General features: G+C 27.9%; 14 protein-coding genes. 9 read left to right on the top strand and 5 right to left on the bottom strand.

The features are described 5' to 3' along the window. Positions 1-64: 64 nt before the first annotated feature. Positions 65-1,030 carry an NAD-dependent epimerase/dehydratase family protein gene (locus NEF87_RS21595; protein ID WP_457917465.1) on the bottom strand — a complete coding sequence of 322 codons (966 nt, stop codon included), beginning with the start codon at positions 1,028-1,030 and terminating at the stop codon, positions 65-67. 203 nt (positions 1,031-1,233) lie between these two features. Between NEF87_RS21595 and NEF87_RS21590 the strand changes: the two genes are divergently transcribed. Both NEF87_RS21590 and NEF87_RS21585 read left to right on the top strand, forming a co-directional pair. After that, complete coding sequence (locus NEF87_RS21590; protein WP_457917464.1) at positions 1,234-2,667, top strand: lipopolysaccharide biosynthesis protein; 1,434 nt, start codon at positions 1,234-1,236, stop codon at positions 2,665-2,667. A 217-nt stretch (positions 2,668-2,884) separates the two neighbouring features. After that, on the top strand, positions 2,885-3,811 hold the full coding sequence (locus NEF87_RS21585) for a glycosyltransferase family 2 protein (protein WP_457917463.1): 927 nt from the start codon (positions 2,885-2,887) through the stop codon (positions 3,809-3,811). 643 nt (positions 3,812-4,454) lie between these two features. Here the strand turns inward: NEF87_RS21585 and NEF87_RS21580 are convergent. Both NEF87_RS21580 and NEF87_RS21575 read right to left on the bottom strand, forming a co-directional pair. After that, positions 4,455-5,600 (bottom strand): CapA family protein, encoded by a 1,146-nt coding sequence (locus tag NEF87_RS21580; protein ID WP_457917462.1) that lies wholly within the window; start codon positions 5,598-5,600, stop codon positions 4,455-4,457. Between the two features lie 28 nt (positions 5,601-5,628). Then, positions 5,629-6,600, bottom strand: coding sequence for a hypothetical protein (locus NEF87_RS21575; RefSeq protein WP_457917461.1), 972 nt, complete (start codon positions 6,598-6,600; stop codon positions 5,629-5,631). Positions 6,601-7,995: 1,395 nt separating this feature from the next. Between NEF87_RS21575 and NEF87_RS21570 the strand changes: the two genes are divergently transcribed. The 7 genes from NEF87_RS21570 (at position 7,996) to NEF87_RS21540 (ending at position 15,270) form a co-directional block, all read left to right on the top strand. Next, entirely contained in the window at positions 7,996-8,967 is a 972-nt protein-coding gene (locus NEF87_RS21570; RefSeq protein WP_457917460.1) for a class I SAM-dependent methyltransferase, read from the top strand. A 117-nt stretch (positions 8,968-9,084) separates the two neighbouring features. Then, a complete protein-coding gene (locus NEF87_RS21565) occupies positions 9,085-10,755 on the top strand; it encodes a hypothetical protein (RefSeq protein ID WP_457917459.1) in 1,671 nt (556 codons plus the stop codon). A 493-nt stretch (positions 10,756-11,248) separates the two neighbouring features. Next, positions 11,249-11,488 (top strand): hypothetical protein, encoded by a 240-nt coding sequence (locus NEF87_RS21560; protein ID WP_457917458.1) that lies wholly within the window; start codon positions 11,249-11,251, stop codon positions 11,486-11,488. Between the two features lie 387 nt (positions 11,489-11,875). After that, positions 11,876-12,001 (top strand): hypothetical protein, encoded by a 126-nt coding sequence (locus NEF87_RS21555; protein ID WP_457917457.1) that lies wholly within the window; start codon positions 11,876-11,878, stop codon positions 11,999-12,001. Positions 12,002-13,112: 1,111 nt separating this feature from the next. Next, entirely contained in the window at positions 13,113-14,378 is a 1,266-nt protein-coding gene (locus NEF87_RS21550; protein WP_457917456.1) for an IS110 family transposase, read from the top strand. Positions 14,379-14,384: 6 nt separating this feature from the next. Continuing rightward, on the top strand, positions 14,385-14,807 hold the full coding sequence (locus NEF87_RS21545) for a hypothetical protein (RefSeq protein ID WP_457917455.1): 423 nt from the start codon (positions 14,385-14,387) through the stop codon (positions 14,805-14,807). 145 nt (positions 14,808-14,952) lie between these two features. Continuing rightward, positions 14,953-15,270, top strand: a complete 318-nt coding sequence (locus NEF87_RS21540) for a hypothetical protein (RefSeq protein ID WP_457917454.1) — start codon at positions 14,953-14,955, stop codon at positions 15,268-15,270. Between the two features lie 146 nt (positions 15,271-15,416). On the opposite strand, the gene NEF87_RS21535 is transcribed toward NEF87_RS21540, so the two are convergent. Further along, a complete protein-coding gene (locus NEF87_RS21535) occupies positions 15,417-17,987 on the bottom strand; it encodes a right-handed parallel beta-helix repeat-containing protein (RefSeq protein WP_457917453.1) in 2,571 nt (856 codons plus the stop codon). Positions 17,988-18,725: 738 nt separating this feature from the next. Then, entirely contained in the window at positions 18,726-19,751 is a 1,026-nt protein-coding gene (locus tag NEF87_RS21530) for an ATP-grasp domain-containing protein (RefSeq protein WP_457917452.1), read from the bottom strand. Positions 19,752-19,760 lie beyond the last annotated feature (9 nt).

Here is a 19,760-nt window from a genome sequence, read left to right as displayed (position 1 = left end):
TTCCAAAGAATTTCGGAGTATTAATCAAGTTTTATTAAATTTGATATAAAAACTGAAATTCATTTTATCTTGTTTCCATTTTTTTTAACCATTTATATGTTTCCATTATCCCTTCATGAATTGGAGTTAATTTATAATGATAATAAGTTTTTATTTTTTCATTATTTAGAACAATATTTTTGATATCAAAATTTCTTTTCATAGAGTATTTCAATTCAAATGGACCAACTATGTTTGTAATTATATCTATTATTTGATTTATCGAGTACCCATCTCCAGATCCAAGGTTGAATATTTCATTTTTAATATCAGATTCAATAAAACTTGAAACAATCTTTACGAGATCTTGGATATAAATGTAATCCCTAACGATTTCTCCATCACCCCAAATTTCTACAATTTCTTTTTTAAGGATCTTCTTTAGAATTACGTTTATCAATCCTTGTCTATCAGAATTATGATACATACCATATGGGTTTGAAAGCCTAAATATTATGTATTCAAGACCATAAAGTTGGTGAAATAAAGTAATGTACTTTTCAATAGTGAGTTTGATAATTCCATAGGAACAAATTGGGTTTTTTTCATTTTCTTCTTTAACTTTTTTAGGGAGGTTCCTACCATATACAGTCCCTCCTGATGAAAAAAAGTAAATTTTTGGGATTAAGTATTTTTTCATTAATTCTAACAAGTTAATTGAGGAAATTAAGTTTGATTTTATATCATATTCCATATTATCATTTGATTTTGCAGGATCCGTAGTGCTTAATGAGTGTATTACAAGAAAAATATCTAAATTTTCACTAAAAACTTTTTCTAAATCATTTTTATTTGTAAAGTCTCCATAATAGATCTTAACTTTCCCAATAATTTTTGGATTTCTAATAGTGACACCTGAAAACTCAAAAACAAGAATTTCATATTGCTCATTATTAAGAAGCTCATCGATCATATTACTGCCAATAAAACCTAATCCTCCAATTATTAGAACTTTATTTTTAATTTTCTTAAAACTGCCTTCCTTTTTCATTAAATTTAGTAATGCATAGTAAATGATATAGTTTTTTTTCTTAAAAAAAATTTTACACTAAAATTCTGGTTTAAAAAAAACGATCTCAAGTTTGAATAGATATTTCAATTTTGTCCATAATGGATTTTTAGATAATTTTACAATTTGAAACGTAAATTTGATTAAGTATAATCAATTTATATTCATATATAAGCGTGAGTAAAATGAAAAGAAAAGAAAATTTGATCAATACCGGGTTAAAAAACACAATTTTTGTATTAATTTCTCAGTTTTTCTCATTGTTTTTCTCGTTGATAATGTCATTTTTTATACCAAAAATTTTAGGTGTTGAGCAATTTGGTTATTGGAATATTTATTTATTTTATGCAAGTTACGCTGGAATTTTTCATTTGGGGCTTTTAGATGGTATTTATTTAAGGTATGGTCATTATGACTATGAGGATTTGCCAAAAGAAATATTTCGAAGCATTTTTAGAATTTTATTATTCATTCTACTCTTCTTTACTTTAATTCTTTTTCTACTCATTTTATTCGTGTTAGAGGATGTTGAAAAGAAATTTTCCTTATTTTTTGCTGCATTAAATGTAGTTCTTGGTGTCTATAATATTTTCGTTATGATTTTCCAAGTTACAAATAAATTTAGAAATTATTCCTTTTTGACATTTTTGAATGGATTTCTGTTGTTTTTTTCTGTTATTTTTTTAATTTTTATAGAAAAAATAAATTTCAGAACTCTTATCATAGCAGACTTTTCAGTAAAACTTGTAATATTAGCAATTAGTTTATACTTATGTAGAGATACAGTATTTGGAAAGCAGATACCATTAAAACAAGGAATAAAGGAATCTTGGATAAATATTAAAGTAGGAAGTATTCTAATGATATCAAATTTTTTAGGAATGTTATTAATGGGTTTAGGCAAAATTATAGTTGAAAGATTTCAAAGCGTTTCAGAATTTGGACTTTATTCCTTTGCAAACAATAGCGCAAGTATTGTTATAGTTTTCGTTTCAGCGATAAGTTTAGTAATATATCCAATGATATGTAGAATAAAAATAGAATTTTTGGCTGATTATTTCAATAAATTAAATATTCTCTCGACTTCAATTATTACAGTTCTATTATTTTCTTACTATCCAATAAAATGGATAATAAACAACTACTTAATTCAATATATTCCAGTTTTGAACTATTTGTATATAATTTTCCCAATAATAGCGTTTCAGAGCAAAATGCAAATACTTATTAATACATATCTTAAAAGATTGAGAAAAGAACGAGCTTTGCTTTATGCTAATTTACTATCTGTAATATTGTTTTGCATTATCGGTTTTTCATTCTTCTATTTCTATAGAAGAATTGAAGTTATTGCTTGGTGCACATTTATTGCATTAGGGTGGAGATGTTATTCGTCTGAAATATATCTTAAAAGAAATCTAAATTTAAAAAGAAAAAATGAGAATTTTATTGTAGAAATCGGAATTATTTTTTCATTTATAATCACAGCAAGATTTTTTGAATCTCCATTAGATTTCATTTTATACCTTTTGTGTGCATTAGTAGTTTTCTTCATTAAGAGAAAAACGATAATTGAAATTGTTAAACTTATAATTGTGCAAATTAAGGAGAGAAAATAATTTAATGTGTTTTTTTTTTCTGAAAAAAGATATGAAAGAGTTTCTTTATTCATACTTTTTTCAAAAAATTGACCATTAACTCTTTCAATTGAAAAATCAAACTGATTCCTTTGATTATTAGGTCTTTATTACTTTTACACAAATAGTTTCATTTCTTATTTTATTTTGGAATTGAAAACTAAGTTTTAAAGGTATTAAATTCTTGAATTACATAATAATGAGAGATTTATTGATTGATGTAGAAAAGACGAAAGTTTCAGTAATTATACCTACATACAATAGGGGTAATTTAATTCATAAGACAATTAAAAGCGTTTTACGTCAAACTCATAAAAACCTCGAATTAATAATTGTTGACGATGGTTCAACGGATAACACTCCACTTTTAATAAACAATTTAAAAAAACGAGATTCTAGAATAAAATATTATTATATTGAAAACTCTGGTGGACCTTCAAGACCAAAAAATTATGGAATAAAAAAATCTGTTGGTTCTATTATTGCTTTTTTGGATCATGACGATATTTGGAAACCAAATAAATTAGAAATGCAAATTCCTCTACTTTCTAATTCAAAAATTGGTTTAGTAAGTTGTGATGCAATTGGTATTGATCATTTTAGAAAAAAAAAAAAAATTATGCGCACAAAATTGTTCAATGAGATGTTACCAAAATTATTATTCGAAAATACAATCCAAAGTTCAAGTAGTGTTATAATTTCAAGAAAAATAATTAATATAATTGGACTTTTTGATGAAAAACTAAAAATTACTGATGATAAAGATTTTTGGATTAGAATTGCAAGAAAAGGATTTCAATTTGTAAAGGTAAATGAAGTATTATTCAAATATGATATACATGAAAATAATTTAAGTAAAAAAAATATTGTAAACAATCTTAAAGAACTTGAATATATTCTTGAAAAGTATCAAAATGTTTATAGAATATATCATTTGTATGAAAAAAAAAAAGTTCAAATAGCTTTTTTTTATTTTTCAAGTGGTTATATACAAAAATCTATAATGATGATTAAAAATGTGATGATAAAAGATTTCAGATCAATTTTATATATAATTCTTATTAGATCAGGAAAATTTGGATATATGTTATTAAAAACTCTAAGAAGTATAATAAATATAACATAATTAAGAACAATGTTTGAGTAGATAGTAATCTTGAAAATATTTTTTTTAATTTCCTTTTCGAGTGAACATCCTTTTGTATGCACATTCGAGTGGATGTTAGGTATTCATTCTGAATTGTAATTCAAAATAGTTAAATTACAAAATAATTTTGGTTTTCATAAAACCAACAGTCTTGAACGATTATCAGAGAATTCTATATGTGATTCCAGATTATTCATTAAAAAAACTTCGTTTGATGAATACTGTAGATTATTTCCATCAATACTACCCCATATATTCATAAGTTTTCTTTGGGGAATAAGTCCATTCGTTGAGATTACGTTATAATCAGATCCAATTAACAATGGAGGAGATTTGGAATTGGTGGAATGGTAAGAAGATCATCCAAGGGAATTCATAGTCGTAGTGGACAAAATATCTTAAATGGAAAAAAAGTAATTTATACTTTAATAAACAAACACATAGATGGATTTAGCCGCTTCTTAGAAAGTAACAAAAAAAATGGTCCAAATGGAAATTATGGTGATTTTTGATTCCCACATAACATTCTTACACCCGGAAACTGCAAGCTTGAGTTTTAGAAAAAGGAGTAAGTATTTTGATTACTGAAGAATAACCTTTAACTTTTAAATAAAAAAGGTGTTTACATTTTTTGTTCTAAAACTGAAATTAATAATTCTCTGTGTGAATCACATCTTATGAGATTCAGTTTTGTTGGTATTTCTCTTTTTGATACTAAAAATCGTGAAATTGGAATACATTTTGCCAATGTTGAAATTCCAAAGAAATTTGTAGGTAAATATTGTAATGAAAGTACATTATTTTCTGACTTCATGCAAAAATTTTTCCATATTTTAGTATATTTTCTGGAATCCAGAAGGTTACTATTTAATGCAAGTAATTTTCTCATAAAGACTTTTTTCTTTTCATCGTGTAGCAATTTTATTCCTGGATTTGAAATTGATTGATGATACGGAATAATTTCCATTGATTCAACAATTTTATTAATTGGATCAATTTTCAACATGACCATATAACCATAATTCCAAAAACTATCTTCATTTCTTGCATCATCAAATAAAAAATTACCAAGACTATATATTATAGGTTTTGATTTATGCATTTCATAAGCCCCAGCAATGTGAGAATGATGACATATTACAGCTTCAACGCCCAAATCTATAAAAAATTGGCAAATCTTTCTTAAATTTGGTCGTGGATATGGAAAAAATTCATTTCCCCCATGTAAAGAAATGATTACAATATCCACTTCACTTTTAGCCTTTTCAATCTGATAGAAATTGGTAATAGCATTTAATGGAGCAGCGCCTGCTTTTTTACCGCTAGCCACGTTGAATTCAATTTCTGCAATAGCAATAATTCCAATTTTTAATCCATTTTTCTCGAGTATTAATAATTTCTGTGCTTCTTCAATATTTCTTCCTGCCCCACAATATGAAATTTCATTTTTTTTCAATGAGTCCATAGTATCTATTAGACCATTTTCTCCCATATCCATTATATGATTATTTGCTAATCCAACAGCATTAAAACCAATTTTATTGAGAGTACTGGAAAAAGTAGGACTTGCTGAAATGTTAGGGCCACTTTTTTTCAATTTTTGTTTTTTATCAGTTAAAGGACTCTCCAAATTTAATAGAGAAAAATCACTTTGATCGAGTAATTCTTTGACATCTGAAAATAGTTTTATACTTTGATCATCAGAGATATTACTGTACCTTCTAATTGGTGCAACATCACCACAAAAGAGAAAATTTATTAAACTCATTTATTAAACCTTTTATCTGTGCCATTAATTAAAAAAAACTATAATTTAAATAATATATGAGAATTTCTGATTGGTTATATAATAGCTGAAAGTAAGTTGAATTCTCAATTATTGGTATTATAACATTTAAACCAATTCGAGTATGATTTCTTGTCTCAAGCAGGAAATTATAATAAGGATTTATATCAAGAAGGAGAAATAAGGTTCCATTGCTTACATAAAGGTTTAAATAATCTTCTATTCGTTGGTTTTCATCAGTTTCATTATTAAATAAATCACGACAATAATATGTGCTATTCCTTGAAGAAAGTGCTTCAACTAAATAATTAAATTTATGATTTGTTATGATAGTTGAGTCACTTGGAGTATGTGAAGCAATCCAATTAATAGATTCATATTGAGCATCAGAATAAGGTCTATTTTGAATATATAACATATTTGTAAATAACATCAATAAGAGACAAATAGCAAAATATTGTGTGTAACGTATGTTTTTTATTTTTTTTTCATCATATCTTTTTTTAAAAATTTCATTCCATTTCTGTTGAAATTTACTGAATATTCTTGATATGATGACGTCGATTTTCCTAATAAAAATTTTTACATTTATGTTTTCCAGAAATAATATATAATAAATTATAATTACCATGATAATTATTCGATCAAAAGAAGAGACATAACCATAGAATAGACTTAAAATAATGAATGGAAAGAAGAAATCTGTGAATATTCGAAATATATCTGATTTTCTATTTAATTTATTTTTATTTTTATAATTTTTATAATAATAGAATTGATTATTAACAATAATGAAAAAAATTGGACCTAAACGAATAATAAATTCAAATAATTTAAATGTTGAAAACACCGACTCAAATTTAAAATAATATTCCTTTAATACCCCAGAAGTCCCAAATGATTGAATAAAACGAGATAAAGTTCTACTATCTGCAAAAATATTGGAAAATATCGATTCTACAAGTAATATCAGGTTGTTCATAAAAAATAAAAGTAATAAAGATAAACAAATAAAAATTACATTGATTTTCCAAGCCAAAATAAGGTTATTTTTATTTTTGCAATGAAAAATCTGGGATGAAATCATAATGATTAATGAAATTATAATATAAAAAAAGCCAAAAATATGAGAACATATACAAATTAAAATAATCAAGCTTAATAATAGAATATTTAATGATTTTTTATAATTAATTGAAAGATAAAAAATCAAGGGAGAAAAAGATAAAACAAAACAAAATGGTGCCATAAAAGAAAAATTGAAAATAAGAAATGGATGGAAGAGAATTAGTAAAAAAAAAAATTCTTTCTTTTTATTTATTGAAAAATCGAAAATAGAATTGTGGGAGAACATAAGAAAATATAATCCAATGAAAAAAGTTAATGACATTATAAATTGTGGGAGAAATAGGAATATATTATGCATCTGATAAATTTCAATATGAAATAAAATTGATAATAATGCAAAGAATTTATGAAACAAAAAATTCCCATAATAGTTTCCTGTTGTGTAATTCAAATTCGTAGCTAATTTTTTTACCAGAAGTAGATGATACGCACTATCTGTTGACCAAAATTTCATTGAAAAAATACTAGGTGAGACAATGATTACAAAATATAAAATGTAAGTAAAGAAGAAATATAAGATTTTTTCTTCTTTAATATTTAAATCCCAGAGAAACAAACTCATGAAATTTATAAATAAAATCCAAAAAATCAATATAATTTTAGCGATACTTAATGATGAGAGAGTAGTTTTTAGAATTTTTAAGAAAATTGATATGTCAGAAATTTTTTCAGAAAAAGGTGGTATACTACTCATTAGTCCAAAAGTATCAAAAGGATTATACATATTTGAAATCATCAAAATAACTAACAATGATATTCCAAAAATGCTAAGTAGTAATTTTTGCTTTAATTTTTTTTTGTTGCACACATATTTTTTTTATATAACATTATTCTAAAATATTGTTAATGAGCCCACGAGATTAATCGTAATAATAAAATAATATTCTCTTGATATCATGCCTGACTATCTCGCATCATTAAAATCATTCAATAATACAGGTGATAGAGTAGAAATACGGGACAAAATGTTCGTCTGGAGCATAAATTAAATATAATTGAAAAATGTATTATCATGCTAAAGATGATCTCATCAGCCAATTAATTATAAAAATAATTTTTAGAAAAATAGAATCTACCACAGAAATAAGCAAAATCTTCAAGATTAAATAGAAAACACTTTTTTAAAATGTTGAAACAAACTCGTTATTGAATTATAACGAGACAAATTCTCTGTAAAAAGTGCTAAAAAATGTTAAAAGATAACATTATCATTTTTAAATAATTTAAGACTAATACTAATTGGGATTTAATGGAAAAAAAGGATAAATGTTTAATCTGCAAGAATGATGAATTAAATTATTTTGTTGCATTTGAAAAAATGTATGGAACAAAAAAGAAATTTCGATATTATGAATGTAAAAACTGTGGTATGCTAAGAATTTGCATCATTCCTGAAGATATTGCTAGTTATTATCCTTCAGATTATTATTCATTCAGAACCAGCAATTCAATAATTCAAAAAATCAAAGATTTCTTAATTTTGTATCGAGATAAATATCTTCTTCAAAATAAAAAGACACTGATTGGTAAAATTGTAGCCAATCATCATCCAATGGAAAATCTTGACGATTTTCACTATATACTAAAAAATATTAATCTGGACAATTCAACAGTTCTTGATATTGGATCGGGTTCAGGGAATTTCTTAAAAACTCTTGCCAATATTGGTTTCACTAAGAATGTTGGTGTGGATCCATTCATCGAAAAGGATATTATTACAAAGCAGTATAAAGTTTTTAAGAAATCCCTAAGTGACCTAGTTAAGGAAGATGTTCATTTTGATAATATTTTTTCAACTCATTCTTTAGAACATATGCCTAATCAAGAAAAAGCTTTAATGCAAATGAAAAAACTATTAAAAAATGATAATTCATCTATAATTTTATCAATTCCCATTAAAACAAATTATGTTTGGGAAAAATATGGTATTAATTGGGTTCAGTTAGATGTTCCAAGACATGTTTGTATACAAACTCTAAAAAGTTTTAAAATTCTGCTTCACAAAGTAGGTCTAAAAATTCAGAATTATAAATTCAATTCAAAGATCAACTTATTCTTAGGTAGTGAATTATATCTGAGAGGCTTGCCATTATGTACAAATGGGAAATCAAACAAAAATATTTTTTCTAATAATGAAATTATCAATTTTTCAGAAGAACTAGATTCTTTGAATGAACAAGAAAATGGGGATCAAATTATTTGTATTTTGAAAAAAACCTAACTATGTAAATAATCGAAATTATTAAAAAATACATGATTTTTCAAGTTCATCTTTCGTCGGATCGATGACAATCTTGCAAGACGATAGATTTTTTACTTGGCGATTCCTCAACAAATTATGAATCTCCCTGCAAAATCTGCTGATTATGAATATGTTAGGTTTGGGTATCCGTCAAATTTAGACAAAAAGTGCATCCTATGCCAACTTCCAGTTGAATTTTCCTATTCTAATAGTGGAAAACTAATTCATTGCCTCGAACAAGATATCTATCAAGTAATTGATTTGTTTATTTGTACAAACGAGAAGTGTCTTTATTCAAAAAAGAATTTCAACCCTACACCTCGATTTGATTATGGTGCTCGATATTATGGTGCTGATGTATTTAGATTTGTCGCCAATGAATTCCTCCCTCCATTAAAACAGAAACCAAGTCAAATTCATACCCGTATTCGATTAAAGCATCCTAATTTAGATATTTCCGAACAAACCATCACTCGAATGTGTGACGATATATTAAAAATCAAGGCTTTTTCGATTGATCGAAACACTATTGAAATGATTCAAAACCAAGGCTTCATACTGCTTGGTTTTGATGGTCAAGATCCGGGAGGAAACGCACCTGCATTGTGGTCCTTTATGGAATTAACGACAAATCGGATTTTGAGTACTACAAAATTCGAGACTCTTAATTATCAAATTCTACATGAATATCTTGTAGCACTTCAAGCATTTTATGGCGTACCAATTATTGGTTGGGTTACTGATAAACAAAATGTCATCGTGAAGTGTCATGACACTTATTATAAGGATATTCCACATCAATATTGTCAGTTTCACTTTCAAACTCATTTGTGGGATCATATTCAGGTGGTAGATAGCCAAATCTTCATGCCGTTAAAGAAATTGATTAATAAATTGTATATTCATACCGCAGACACTAGCAAAGAAGTGAAATTTGACTATATTGGAAAACGATCTGTAAGGGAAATATTCAAACCCATGGATGACGACTTTCAATCAATGATTCGAGCCAGAAATAAGAAATTCAAAGAACTACGAGGGCTTTGGTTGTATGAAACCTTGGGCGAATATATCAAAAAAGGTCGAAAAAGCATGGATGAAGTTGATCCTGAATTTCGAGTGGCGATAATATTGAAGCGTATTTATGATAATTTATCTAAAGCTTTAGATGCGGTAAAACCTTGGTATGATGAAACACTTCAACTAAGCCTTTGGTTTCAGCAGATACGAGGAATTTTTAATGACATTAAAAGTGCCTGGCAAGAAAAACAGCGTCAAATTGATTGTGTCTTCAAGGAAGTATATGAAAATATATGTTCTAATGACTCACAATTTCAACTTGAAGACTGCAAATCCTTTCTTCCTGGAAAAATTAAGGAACCTTTAAGAATAAAGGGGGAATGGTGTAGACTTTGGAATTCATACCTCTCTGGTTTATTTAAGTATGAGCAATTTCTAGGTCATTTCCGAACTAATGGTGAAAATGAACGCGCATTCAGTAAGCAAAAGCAAATGCTCATAACACGTGCAGGAAAAGGTATTGTATGTCATATTATTGCGACAAGAGGTGAAGATTATCTGCGATTAACCCATTGTTCAGAAGAAGAATTAAAAACGGATATTATTGAAGAATCTTCTCAAGCTTTGATCTATGAACTACGGACAGAATTAAGAGCTGAGATATCCAATCAAGCTAAATCTTGGAGAACTCGCGATAAGGCTTATGAAGGATATGATGGAGTAAAAAATCGGATTCCGACATTTTAACAAAAATGTCATAAATTCTACGGAAGATTATCTTGAAAAATCATGAATAAAACCCGTTTTTTCCAGTTTATAAGGTTTATCTTTTTATCATTTCTGATAAGGTTTTCTTGTTCCAAACGGAGAAGAATCACCATCATAGAATTAGAGCACTCTATCATCGCTCTCCTTTGCCTATGTTAAGTACTAACGAGAATTAGATCAGGTATAATCCTAAACGTAAATTTTGTAAATATATAGTCCTGCTAAAGTATTGTTGATGCGTTTTCACATATCAGCATCATTTTATTGGATTCTGATAATTTTTCAAGGTGGAACTTGGAGACATTTTATGGCATTAAGTACTGTGGGCACACCAAATCATTTCTTCCTCGGCCCTACACGTGTACAGAACACATTATAGTAAAAATTAATGCATAATTTAGAAAGATAAGTTCATGTCACTGTTGAAGGACTAAACGCCTTTCGGACTCAACATTTTTCCGAGAAGTATTCATTGAAACAAAAGAAACTTATAGACCAAAATCGTAAACGCCGAGATTTCCCACATCAGATGGATGCGGATAAATTTTACAAGCGTTTATCTTTAATAGAAATACTAAATCTCTTTGTTAATGTTTATATGGCTTTGTGCCGCATAATTGCCCTATACCTTAGCCCAACCCAAAAATGGCGATTTTTAGTCGATAATACGGAATACCATCCTATGGAAATACTTCCACACCTTATGAGCTAAATTATTCAAGAAACAAATAGTAACTGAGATGATTTGCTTGTTTCAAGACCATCTCATTCATTTCCAGAATATTATTATAATTACTAATTTCTATTTATTGAAAAAGAACTCGTGTTTATGGTTGTCCATTCCAACTAGAACGGATTAGTAAAAGAGGAACGAACTTAACTTGAATTATGGGTTGATAGAATGCGAATTCTATCGATTCCAGTCAATCAATCATTTGAAAGATAAATTAGTTCCAATAATTATGCCTTCTAAGAAATATCCCAAGGTGAAACGCACAATTAAAGAATATTTGAGAAAAAGGGCTCTTTAATATCAGAATATCTATTTCAACAGAAAAAAGGAACTAAACCAAGGCGTAGTTCGGTGAGGATTATCATTGTGGTTGTAGGTCATGATGATCAAACAGCTTGGAATATTCGGATTAATTTTGGAAAGGGCAACTCAGGTTCGATAAAGCCTTCCATCAACTTTCAGCATTCGTCACGACCCAAGGATCTTGAATAAATGAATGATAATAGGCTCGTTGGTTAATTTATACTTATTAAATTAGATAGAACCAAGAATCAGGCCTCTGTTGTTTGAAAAAAATCCACGAACAATTTTGATATCGAAAACCTATTTCTCATTTAGCCAAATTATATCTTCGGGCACCGATTCATAATGGATGACAATTTTATCACAATCAATAGTTGATAAATGGGATCCTTCACTAATAATTAACCTCATTCTGATATAGGAGGCGAACACCATTTCAAATTGAAAAATAAATTATTATTTTTTGCCAATAAATACTCAAATATTTACAAAAAGGAAAAACTTTAAAGTTGGACAGCAGAAATAAACATTCGGAAAGTATTTAGGGACAATATTCCCTAATTTTTAATGATCCTACCATGTCAGAACTGAATTGAGCGAATGAAGCGGAAAAACTGCATCTTCTTTTTTATCAATCAGTTTGAGCCCTTTCACAGAGTTAAAGTGATGAAACTTATGTTTCAGATGAGTGCACATCAACCCCACTTTAGAAATTTTTTAGGAGCATTGATTGAAAAACATTCCATTATTTATGATTTATCCGACTCCATTATGAAGGGCTATGAAATCGAGGATACAATCTTCATAAATGTGAGGTCAATGTAATTTGAAGAAAAAAATCGGGATTTTAAGCCGTGTGGTAATTTCATGAGGTAATTAATTAAAAGAAAAAGTCATCTCATCCCGTCTTAGTGGGAAAGGGAGGTGATTAGTTGATTTCAAGAACCAACCTACACCAAAACAGAACCCAACAATTCTAGTTTTGGGTTTGACGACTTAAAAAGATATGGGTCAAGTAATAGCTTCTAATTACGTTAAGTAAGGTCAACTTATTACCATTAAATTCTTCAAATCATGATTTCAGAAAGATAAAATAGTTTAAATAGGCGGAATTGTCTTGTTACAATGATTTTCAAAAGGAAAATCAACTAAAATTGAACTCCTTTTTTAAACCAAGCATGGGAGGTAAATAGTTAAAATCCGAAATACTCGGTTTGTGTTAGACGCAATAAAGTTTTTGACGTTAACTTTACTTGACCTGCTTGAGTATTTTTTACATAGAAATTCCTGAGGTGGAAAAATGGTGAGGGAAAAAAAATCAACTACAAATACAGTTCACATTCCAGGAAAAATCATTAGCAAATACAAAGCTAATTCCGATTTGAAAGAATTAACAACTCGAAAATTTGATAATGGGATGAAATATCTTCTTAAGCATGTGAAAACAATGATTCCGGAAGACAATTTACACTTCATCCCTCGATATTGGGATAATGCTCATATCTCCCAGAATGAATGGAGGGAAATAGAATGGATGGTGGGGGTAGAGGTTCATTTACATAAGGATGTGCTGGCAATTTATGGACGCCACCGAAAAGACCACAGACGAAAATATTTAGGACCACTTTTAAGGGTAAATAATAATCCCCAAGAATTTATCCAATTTAAAGCAGAATTGGACCGATATGGTTTTAATATTACACGATTTTTGATGGAAACAACAGGAGTATATAATTTTCCAATCGTGTGGCAGCTACAAGATATGTTCCCAAAGAGTCACATTATTGCGATGAATGCGTTATCCATCAAAGAATATATGCCTAAAGTCTCCAAAAATGATAAAGCTGATGCTGTTCGAATTGCACAAGTGGCACAACTCGATGTTTTTATCAAATCAACCTATATTCCAACCAAGGAGGAATTTGCACTACGTGAGTTACTACGACAGCGGTCTAAAATAGTACGGGAATATGTTCGACTAAAAAATGCCAGTAGAAAGATTTTCGCTTCTGCTGGATTTACTTATAAGTTTGATTTTCCAAAAGAATGGGAAATGAAGATAATTCAGACATTCTTGGAAATGGATGTTACTATGGGGGAAGCTGTGGAAATTCATCAAGGGAATCATTTTATGAGCAAGAATAGAGCCAAGTACGAAAATTGGTTGAATTTTAATATGTCTACTGGATTTAAGGCAAATGTGCTTCTTTTATTCAGAATGATGAAACAAGCAAAAGTGAACCTGGAAATTGTAGAAACAGCCCTTATAAAGAGGATTGATGAAGATCCACAGTTAACAAAGAAATTCACATTATTAAAGGAATGTGATGGGTTGGGAATTTTATCAGCAGCGGGAATCATTCTAGAAACAGGAGATATTACTCGATTTCATTCAGTTGCCCATTATCTTTCGTATTGTGGAATTTCACCACGTGAAGGTACCAGTGGTTATATGGACGAAAAATCTGAACAAGAAAAAGTGGTTTCCAAAGCTAAACCCAATCAATTTTCGAATCACCATTTGAAGCTTCTTTATGTCCAAGCGACGGGTACCTTGTTGAGATAAGCTAAAATGGGGACTTCAAAGGGATTTACAAATGATATGGTATGTTATTATGAACGGTTTGTTAAAGATAAGCGTCCAAAATTAAAGTTGAAGTTTAAAATTGCGGCAAAATTAGCCCGAAAAATATTTTTTTGCTTGAAAACCAATCAAAGTTATGATCCAAATATCGAGTATAATAGAAAGCTCATCTTCAAAGGGGAGAAAGACAAAAGTCTGCAAAGAACTATACCCAAACGGAAACGACAAGCTTGGGCATATAAAAAAATACAATTGCTGCAAAATGATATGGCAAGTTTCTTGGCAAAAATTGATGTGTGGAGTCAAGAAAATCACAGAATAGCAGCAATTAAGCGGTATTTCGAGCAATTTATGCTTAAATACAATTTTCCAACCGATTTTGATCAACTGCAAACGGAGGTGAAGATATAAAAAGAATTATTGAATTCGATGGGAGTGAATTACGTGCTCTTAAGGAATATCAAATGAGTTTACCATTAAGTCACATGGAATTTAACAAGTTAAAACCCGCATTCCTTATATACCTCTCGAAGGTGAACCATTTGATGAACTCAATATGATTTATCCATTACGGATTCCAGAAAATCCACGCTTTTTTACGGTGAATGAAGAATGCAATGCATTTTCAATGCTATTTAGGTTTAATAAATCGACGGTTAGTGTTATAGGTGATGAAGAGATGAAAGATCTCTATAATTCCCACATGGGTCATTTTATTTACGGAGTAGGAACAAAAAATGAAAAACATAAAAATGGAAAAACCTATCATAATATCAAGTTACGAGGATGGTTACTCGTGAAAATGCGAATAAATTCACCCAAAGGAGAGGTAAAAAGGAAGACAACAGCAAAAGTACAAAAAAAGGAAAGTTAGAATGGTCCAACTTTGTTTTACTCTGTGCGGCCTGGTTTTTTTCAGGGCGACAGATAAAAGGAGCTCGTACTTTGGAAGTTAAGTACTAGCCTTAAAGACTGAAATAAAAAGGGGTATATCATATGAATCATGAAGACAACTTTTCATTAAAATTTATTAAATAATGAATATTTATCAATAAAAATGTTTTTAATAAGCATATTTTTAAAAATATTCTGTTTTACTTCATTATTTGAGGAACTATAAAAAATTATTCCATATTGCAGACTATTTTCTAATGCATTTCGATTAATAATGTTAAAATTTCCATCTTTTAAAAAAATCCCACAATGATCATTATTTCTAAAATTGTTTCTATCAATTAAATTATAATTCCCAGAGATTTGGATCCCTAATTTTTGATTTTGAGTAAAATTATTTAAAAATATTGAATTTTTTTCACCATTGTCTAAAATCATACCAATAATGCATCGAGTAATTTCATTATTTGAGATAATTGACATCATTGTTTCTTTTAGGAGCATACCAATTCCCTTCTTCATATCAATATAATTATTATTTGCTGTAAAAATGCAATTAATGGCGATGATCCCTTTCCTTGAAATCACATCATATTTAGTATTTCTAATGCAATTGTTTTCTACCTCAATATCATTGCTACTAATCATTTTAATTGAAGAAAAAAGATTATTGTTAAAAGTTGAATTAGATATCTTTATCTGTACAGAGTTCTCTAAAAAAATTCCATTGAGTTTATTTTCATCAAATCTTGAGTTGAATAAACTGATATTATTACTTGAATCAATTAAGATGCCATTTACACAATTTCTAATGGATACATTTTCAATAATAATGTTACTTGAATTAACAATTTTAATTCCAGCACTTTCTTCATCAAACAAACCAACATTTTTTAAAGATAAATTAGTTATTTTTATAAATTTGGTTGTATTTTGAATTTTAACATGAAGATTTGATTTTTTTTTTTCTAATATCTGCATATCAATAATGTGTGGATTGTCTATCAGTCCAGTTGTATTGCTATCTTTAAAAATTAGTTCCATTTTTTCATTTCCATCAATTAATAATCCAAAATTATTATTGAAGGAAATTTCTTCTATATTAGTTTTATATATCGTTTTTCCATTAATAACTAATGTTTGAAATAAAGTTTGATTTTCAAACCAAGTTTTTTTGAAGAATATATTTTGAGCATAATAGGTAAAACCGTATTCAAATTTTGCACTATAGTATAAATGAGTATCATTATACTCATTTAGATAAAAGAAATCGATTACATCATATGGATTGAGTAATATATTTTTATAAAAATCTATCCCATTTTTTGAATTACTAAGGTTATTTAACAAATATTCATTTCGTTGATTTAATAATGAGCTTGGATGGGAAAAATGAGCATTAATTGAATAAAGATATATTGGTAAATACGGAACTGCTTGCAGGTTATTCGTCAAAAACACTTTATTCTCAAAATCTAAAATACTAAAAATTGCAATTTCATTCTCAGGAATTTCTTGATTGATTGAATCTTCAAACCCTGGACTGGTAGAAAAATCTATTCCATTTGAAATATTTTGAGTTCCAACAAGTAAGAAACAAAAGATCACACAAGTGTTCACAATTGATTTTTGAATATGTTTTGTTTTGTTTTTATAATCCAATTTTTTTGTTTGATTATTAATTCGAAAAATCAAAGCTTTTAATCCGTTTGGAAATATTTCGAGTAAATAAATTATTGCAGCAATAATTAGAATATACGATAACATTGGATAAAATTGGCGATGAAAAATGGGAAAATCAAAGAGAAATGCAAAATATCCAATAAGAATGATTGATAAAGTGGCAAAAAATAATTTCCTTAATTCATTAATTAATTCTGACTTACAATTAGATAAAAGGACAGTGAAACCAACAAAACTAAGTAAGGAGATATGTGTGTTTTGAATGAAATTTAGTGGATTTATATATGCATCTGATATATTAAAATTTTGATGATTTTCCATACCATATCTGACTAAATCAAAAAATAATGGAAAAATGAAGTAACTTGAAAATAAAGCTATTATGGTTCCAATTTTAATAATATTTAGCACTTTTTTTTTTAAGAAAACTTTAGGTTTTATCAAAAAATCAATAATAAATAAGGGAATTAGAACAAAAAATAAACTAAAATATGTACAGAAAAGTATTGACCCAAAAAACCCCGCTTTAATCAATCCCTTACCTTGCAATTGGATATCATGATAATTTCCATAGAAAATCAAAATATATGGAATTAAAAAAAGAAGAGAAATTCTTTTTTCAATTTGATAAATACCATTGAAATCTGCGATAAAAACAAAAAAACTTGTTGAAACGATAAATGAACTTGAAGGCTTAATTATTTTTATCCAGGAATGGTATGCGAGAATGGGGGTTAGCCAATAGACAAGAAGAAAACCATATTTGATCATTTTATATGATTCAATATTAAATATATTTGAACAAATTCCCAAAATTAAACAGTAGAATGGAGAATAAAACATTGATTTGTTTTTATAAGCAAAATCACCTAATTTTCCCAGTGAGCTTATTTTATTAATATAGGCTGTTCTAAACCAAACATCTAGATCTGGACTTAAACCATATAATCCAAACTCTGTTTCACGGAATAAAAAATAAAGGAGAGCAACATTGAAAGAAGAAAAAAGTATCATATTCCATGAATATTTCTCAATTTTCGATTTTAAATTGGGGATAAAATTAACTAAAAGAATCAAAAAAAATCCAAAAAAAAGTATAAACACTACCATTATATTAAAATAAGGAGCACAATATACCGTTATGGGTAAGAAATAAATAATTAAACAAAGAATCCCACTCATGATAAAGGAATAAAGAACATCTTTAAATACATTAGAAAAGAATAAATTCTTAAATCCGTCATAAGAAGGAAATTTCATTACTTAAAGTCAAATTCCTTCTTTATTAAAAATTACCTAATGCTTTGATTTATATTTATTTTATAAATCCCTATGCAAAATTTCTAAAAGAGAGATTTAATTATTAGCAATTTTAATTAAAATAATCCTTTTGAAATACTATTTTCTTATGATTTAATTTGATCCATCCATTAAATAGAGAATCAAATCAAGAATAATTCAAATTATTAGTAAAAAACGTGCAACCAATAATCGAATTGAATCTAAAAATTTTTAGACAAAACGGTTTGGAGAAATTAGAAAACAAATTGATTCAGAATATTAGTAAATAATTATATTGGTCGCCACCTGTTCAATTATCTAATGAAGGAGAATAGGTTATATCATTAAAGCTTTAGAAACGTATATAAAATGCAATAATTGCTCAAAAATTTATTTCCACTTATTTCCTTAGAAGAAAAAAAAGTCCACAACTAAAAGTCATATTACACAAATAAAAGAAGTAAATTTAACTTAGTGATTTGAATTATGTTTCTGAATAATGTTTTTAATAATTAAATCTACTGGATTTAATGGTTCTTGAATAATTTTAAGTTCTCTATTCCAAAATGACTCCCATTTCCAAGGGACGAAACCATAGCTAATTTCTAGAATTACATACCCTCGACCAGATTTTACAAAATCAAAAGTTATGCAGTCGGTGTTCAGCTTATCTGCAATTTTGAACCCAATGTTTATCAAGTTTTTATCAATGGATTGTTGATCTATTCTAAATTTTCCACTTCCTGATGCTCTAAAATCATTTTTTCTAACAAATCTTTCAAAAGCATACGCGTAATCACCAATAACAATCACTCGATAGTCCCTATCACAATCTTTTATAAATTCTTGAATATAAAAATAATCTCTCTCTTTCGGGAAGGATTTTGTTTTTTTTTGAAATTTGAAATATCTTTTAATCGCTGTTACTAATCCAATTTTTAATATATGCTTTAAATACGTAAAAATCCCTTTTTTTTTTATAGCGTCACCAATATAATTATTTGTAGGATTTTTTCCAATAGAAAACATCATTTTAACTTCTTTTTCAAACATACTTTTGTTTTTAATTAATTTAACATTAGAGGATCCTGATCCTTTTCTTAATTTAAATACAACAGGATACTCGATTTCATTCTTATGTTCCAAAGCAGACTTCTCATCAAAAAATGTCCAATATTTTGGAATCGGAGCTTGAATTCTTTCTAATAAAATACTTTGGGCAATTTTATCATCAAAATGCCATCCAGTTTTAAAATTTGGAAATATCGAAATATCTGAATAAAATTCGATGATAAACAAAAATTCCTTTGCTATCAAATATTGAGAGTAGTTGAGATGATTCCAGTGCCACAACAAAATATCACAATCATCAAGATCTTTAAAAATATTTGCAGAAAGACAATTAACTTTTTTGTAATTAATTTTATTATTTATACAATATTTTATCCAATCCTGGCAGAAATTTTCTTTTTCAGTACAATGTATAGCTATTTTCACTTCTTTCAC

The sequence above is a fragment of the Candidatus Lokiarchaeum ossiferum genome, from assembly GCA_025839675.1.
Lineage (GTDB): Archaea > Asgardarchaeota > Lokiarchaeia > Sigyniarchaeales > Promethearchaeaceae > Lokiarchaeum > Lokiarchaeum ossiferum.
Note: the sequence above shows the minus strand (reverse complement) of the source record. Positions and strands in the feature narration are given on the sequence as shown.

Excerpts from the sequence above, each read along its gene's own strand:
- NEF87_RS21580 (WP_457917462.1), bottom strand. The coding sequence starts at position 5,600 with ATGAGTTTAATAAATTTTCTCTTTTGTGGTGATGTTGCACCAATTAGA.
- NEF87_RS21585 (WP_457917463.1), top strand. The coding sequence starts at position 2,885 with ATGAGAGATTTATTGATTGATGTAGAAAAGACGAAAGTTTCAGTAATT.
- NEF87_RS21575 (WP_457917461.1), bottom strand. The coding sequence starts at position 6,600 with ATGAACAACCTGATATTACTTGTAGAATCGATATTTTCCAATATTTTT.
- NEF87_RS21545 (WP_457917455.1), top strand. The coding sequence starts at position 14,385 with ATGGGGACTTCAAAGGGATTTACAAATGATATGGTATGTTATTATGAA.
- NEF87_RS21570 (WP_457917460.1), top strand. The coding sequence starts at position 7,996 with ATGGAAAAAAAGGATAAATGTTTAATCTGCAAGAATGATGAATTAAAT.
- NEF87_RS21540 (WP_457917454.1), top strand. The coding sequence starts at position 14,953 with ATGATTTATCCATTACGGATTCCAGAAAATCCACGCTTTTTTACGGTG.
- NEF87_RS21595 (WP_457917465.1), bottom strand. The coding sequence starts at position 1,030 with ATGAAAAAGGAAGGCAGTTTTAAGAAAATTAAAAATAAAGTTCTAATA.
- NEF87_RS21590 (WP_457917464.1), top strand. The coding sequence starts at position 1,234 with ATGAAAAGAAAAGAAAATTTGATCAATACCGGGTTAAAAAACACAATT.
- NEF87_RS21565 (WP_457917459.1), top strand. The coding sequence starts at position 9,085 with ATGAATCTCCCTGCAAAATCTGCTGATTATGAATATGTTAGGTTTGGG.
- NEF87_RS21550 (WP_457917456.1), top strand. The coding sequence starts at position 13,113 with ATGGTGAGGGAAAAAAAATCAACTACAAATACAGTTCACATTCCAGGA.
- NEF87_RS21535 (WP_457917453.1), bottom strand. The coding sequence starts at position 17,987 with ATGATACTTTTTTCTTCTTTCAATGTTGCTCTCCTTTATTTTTTATTC.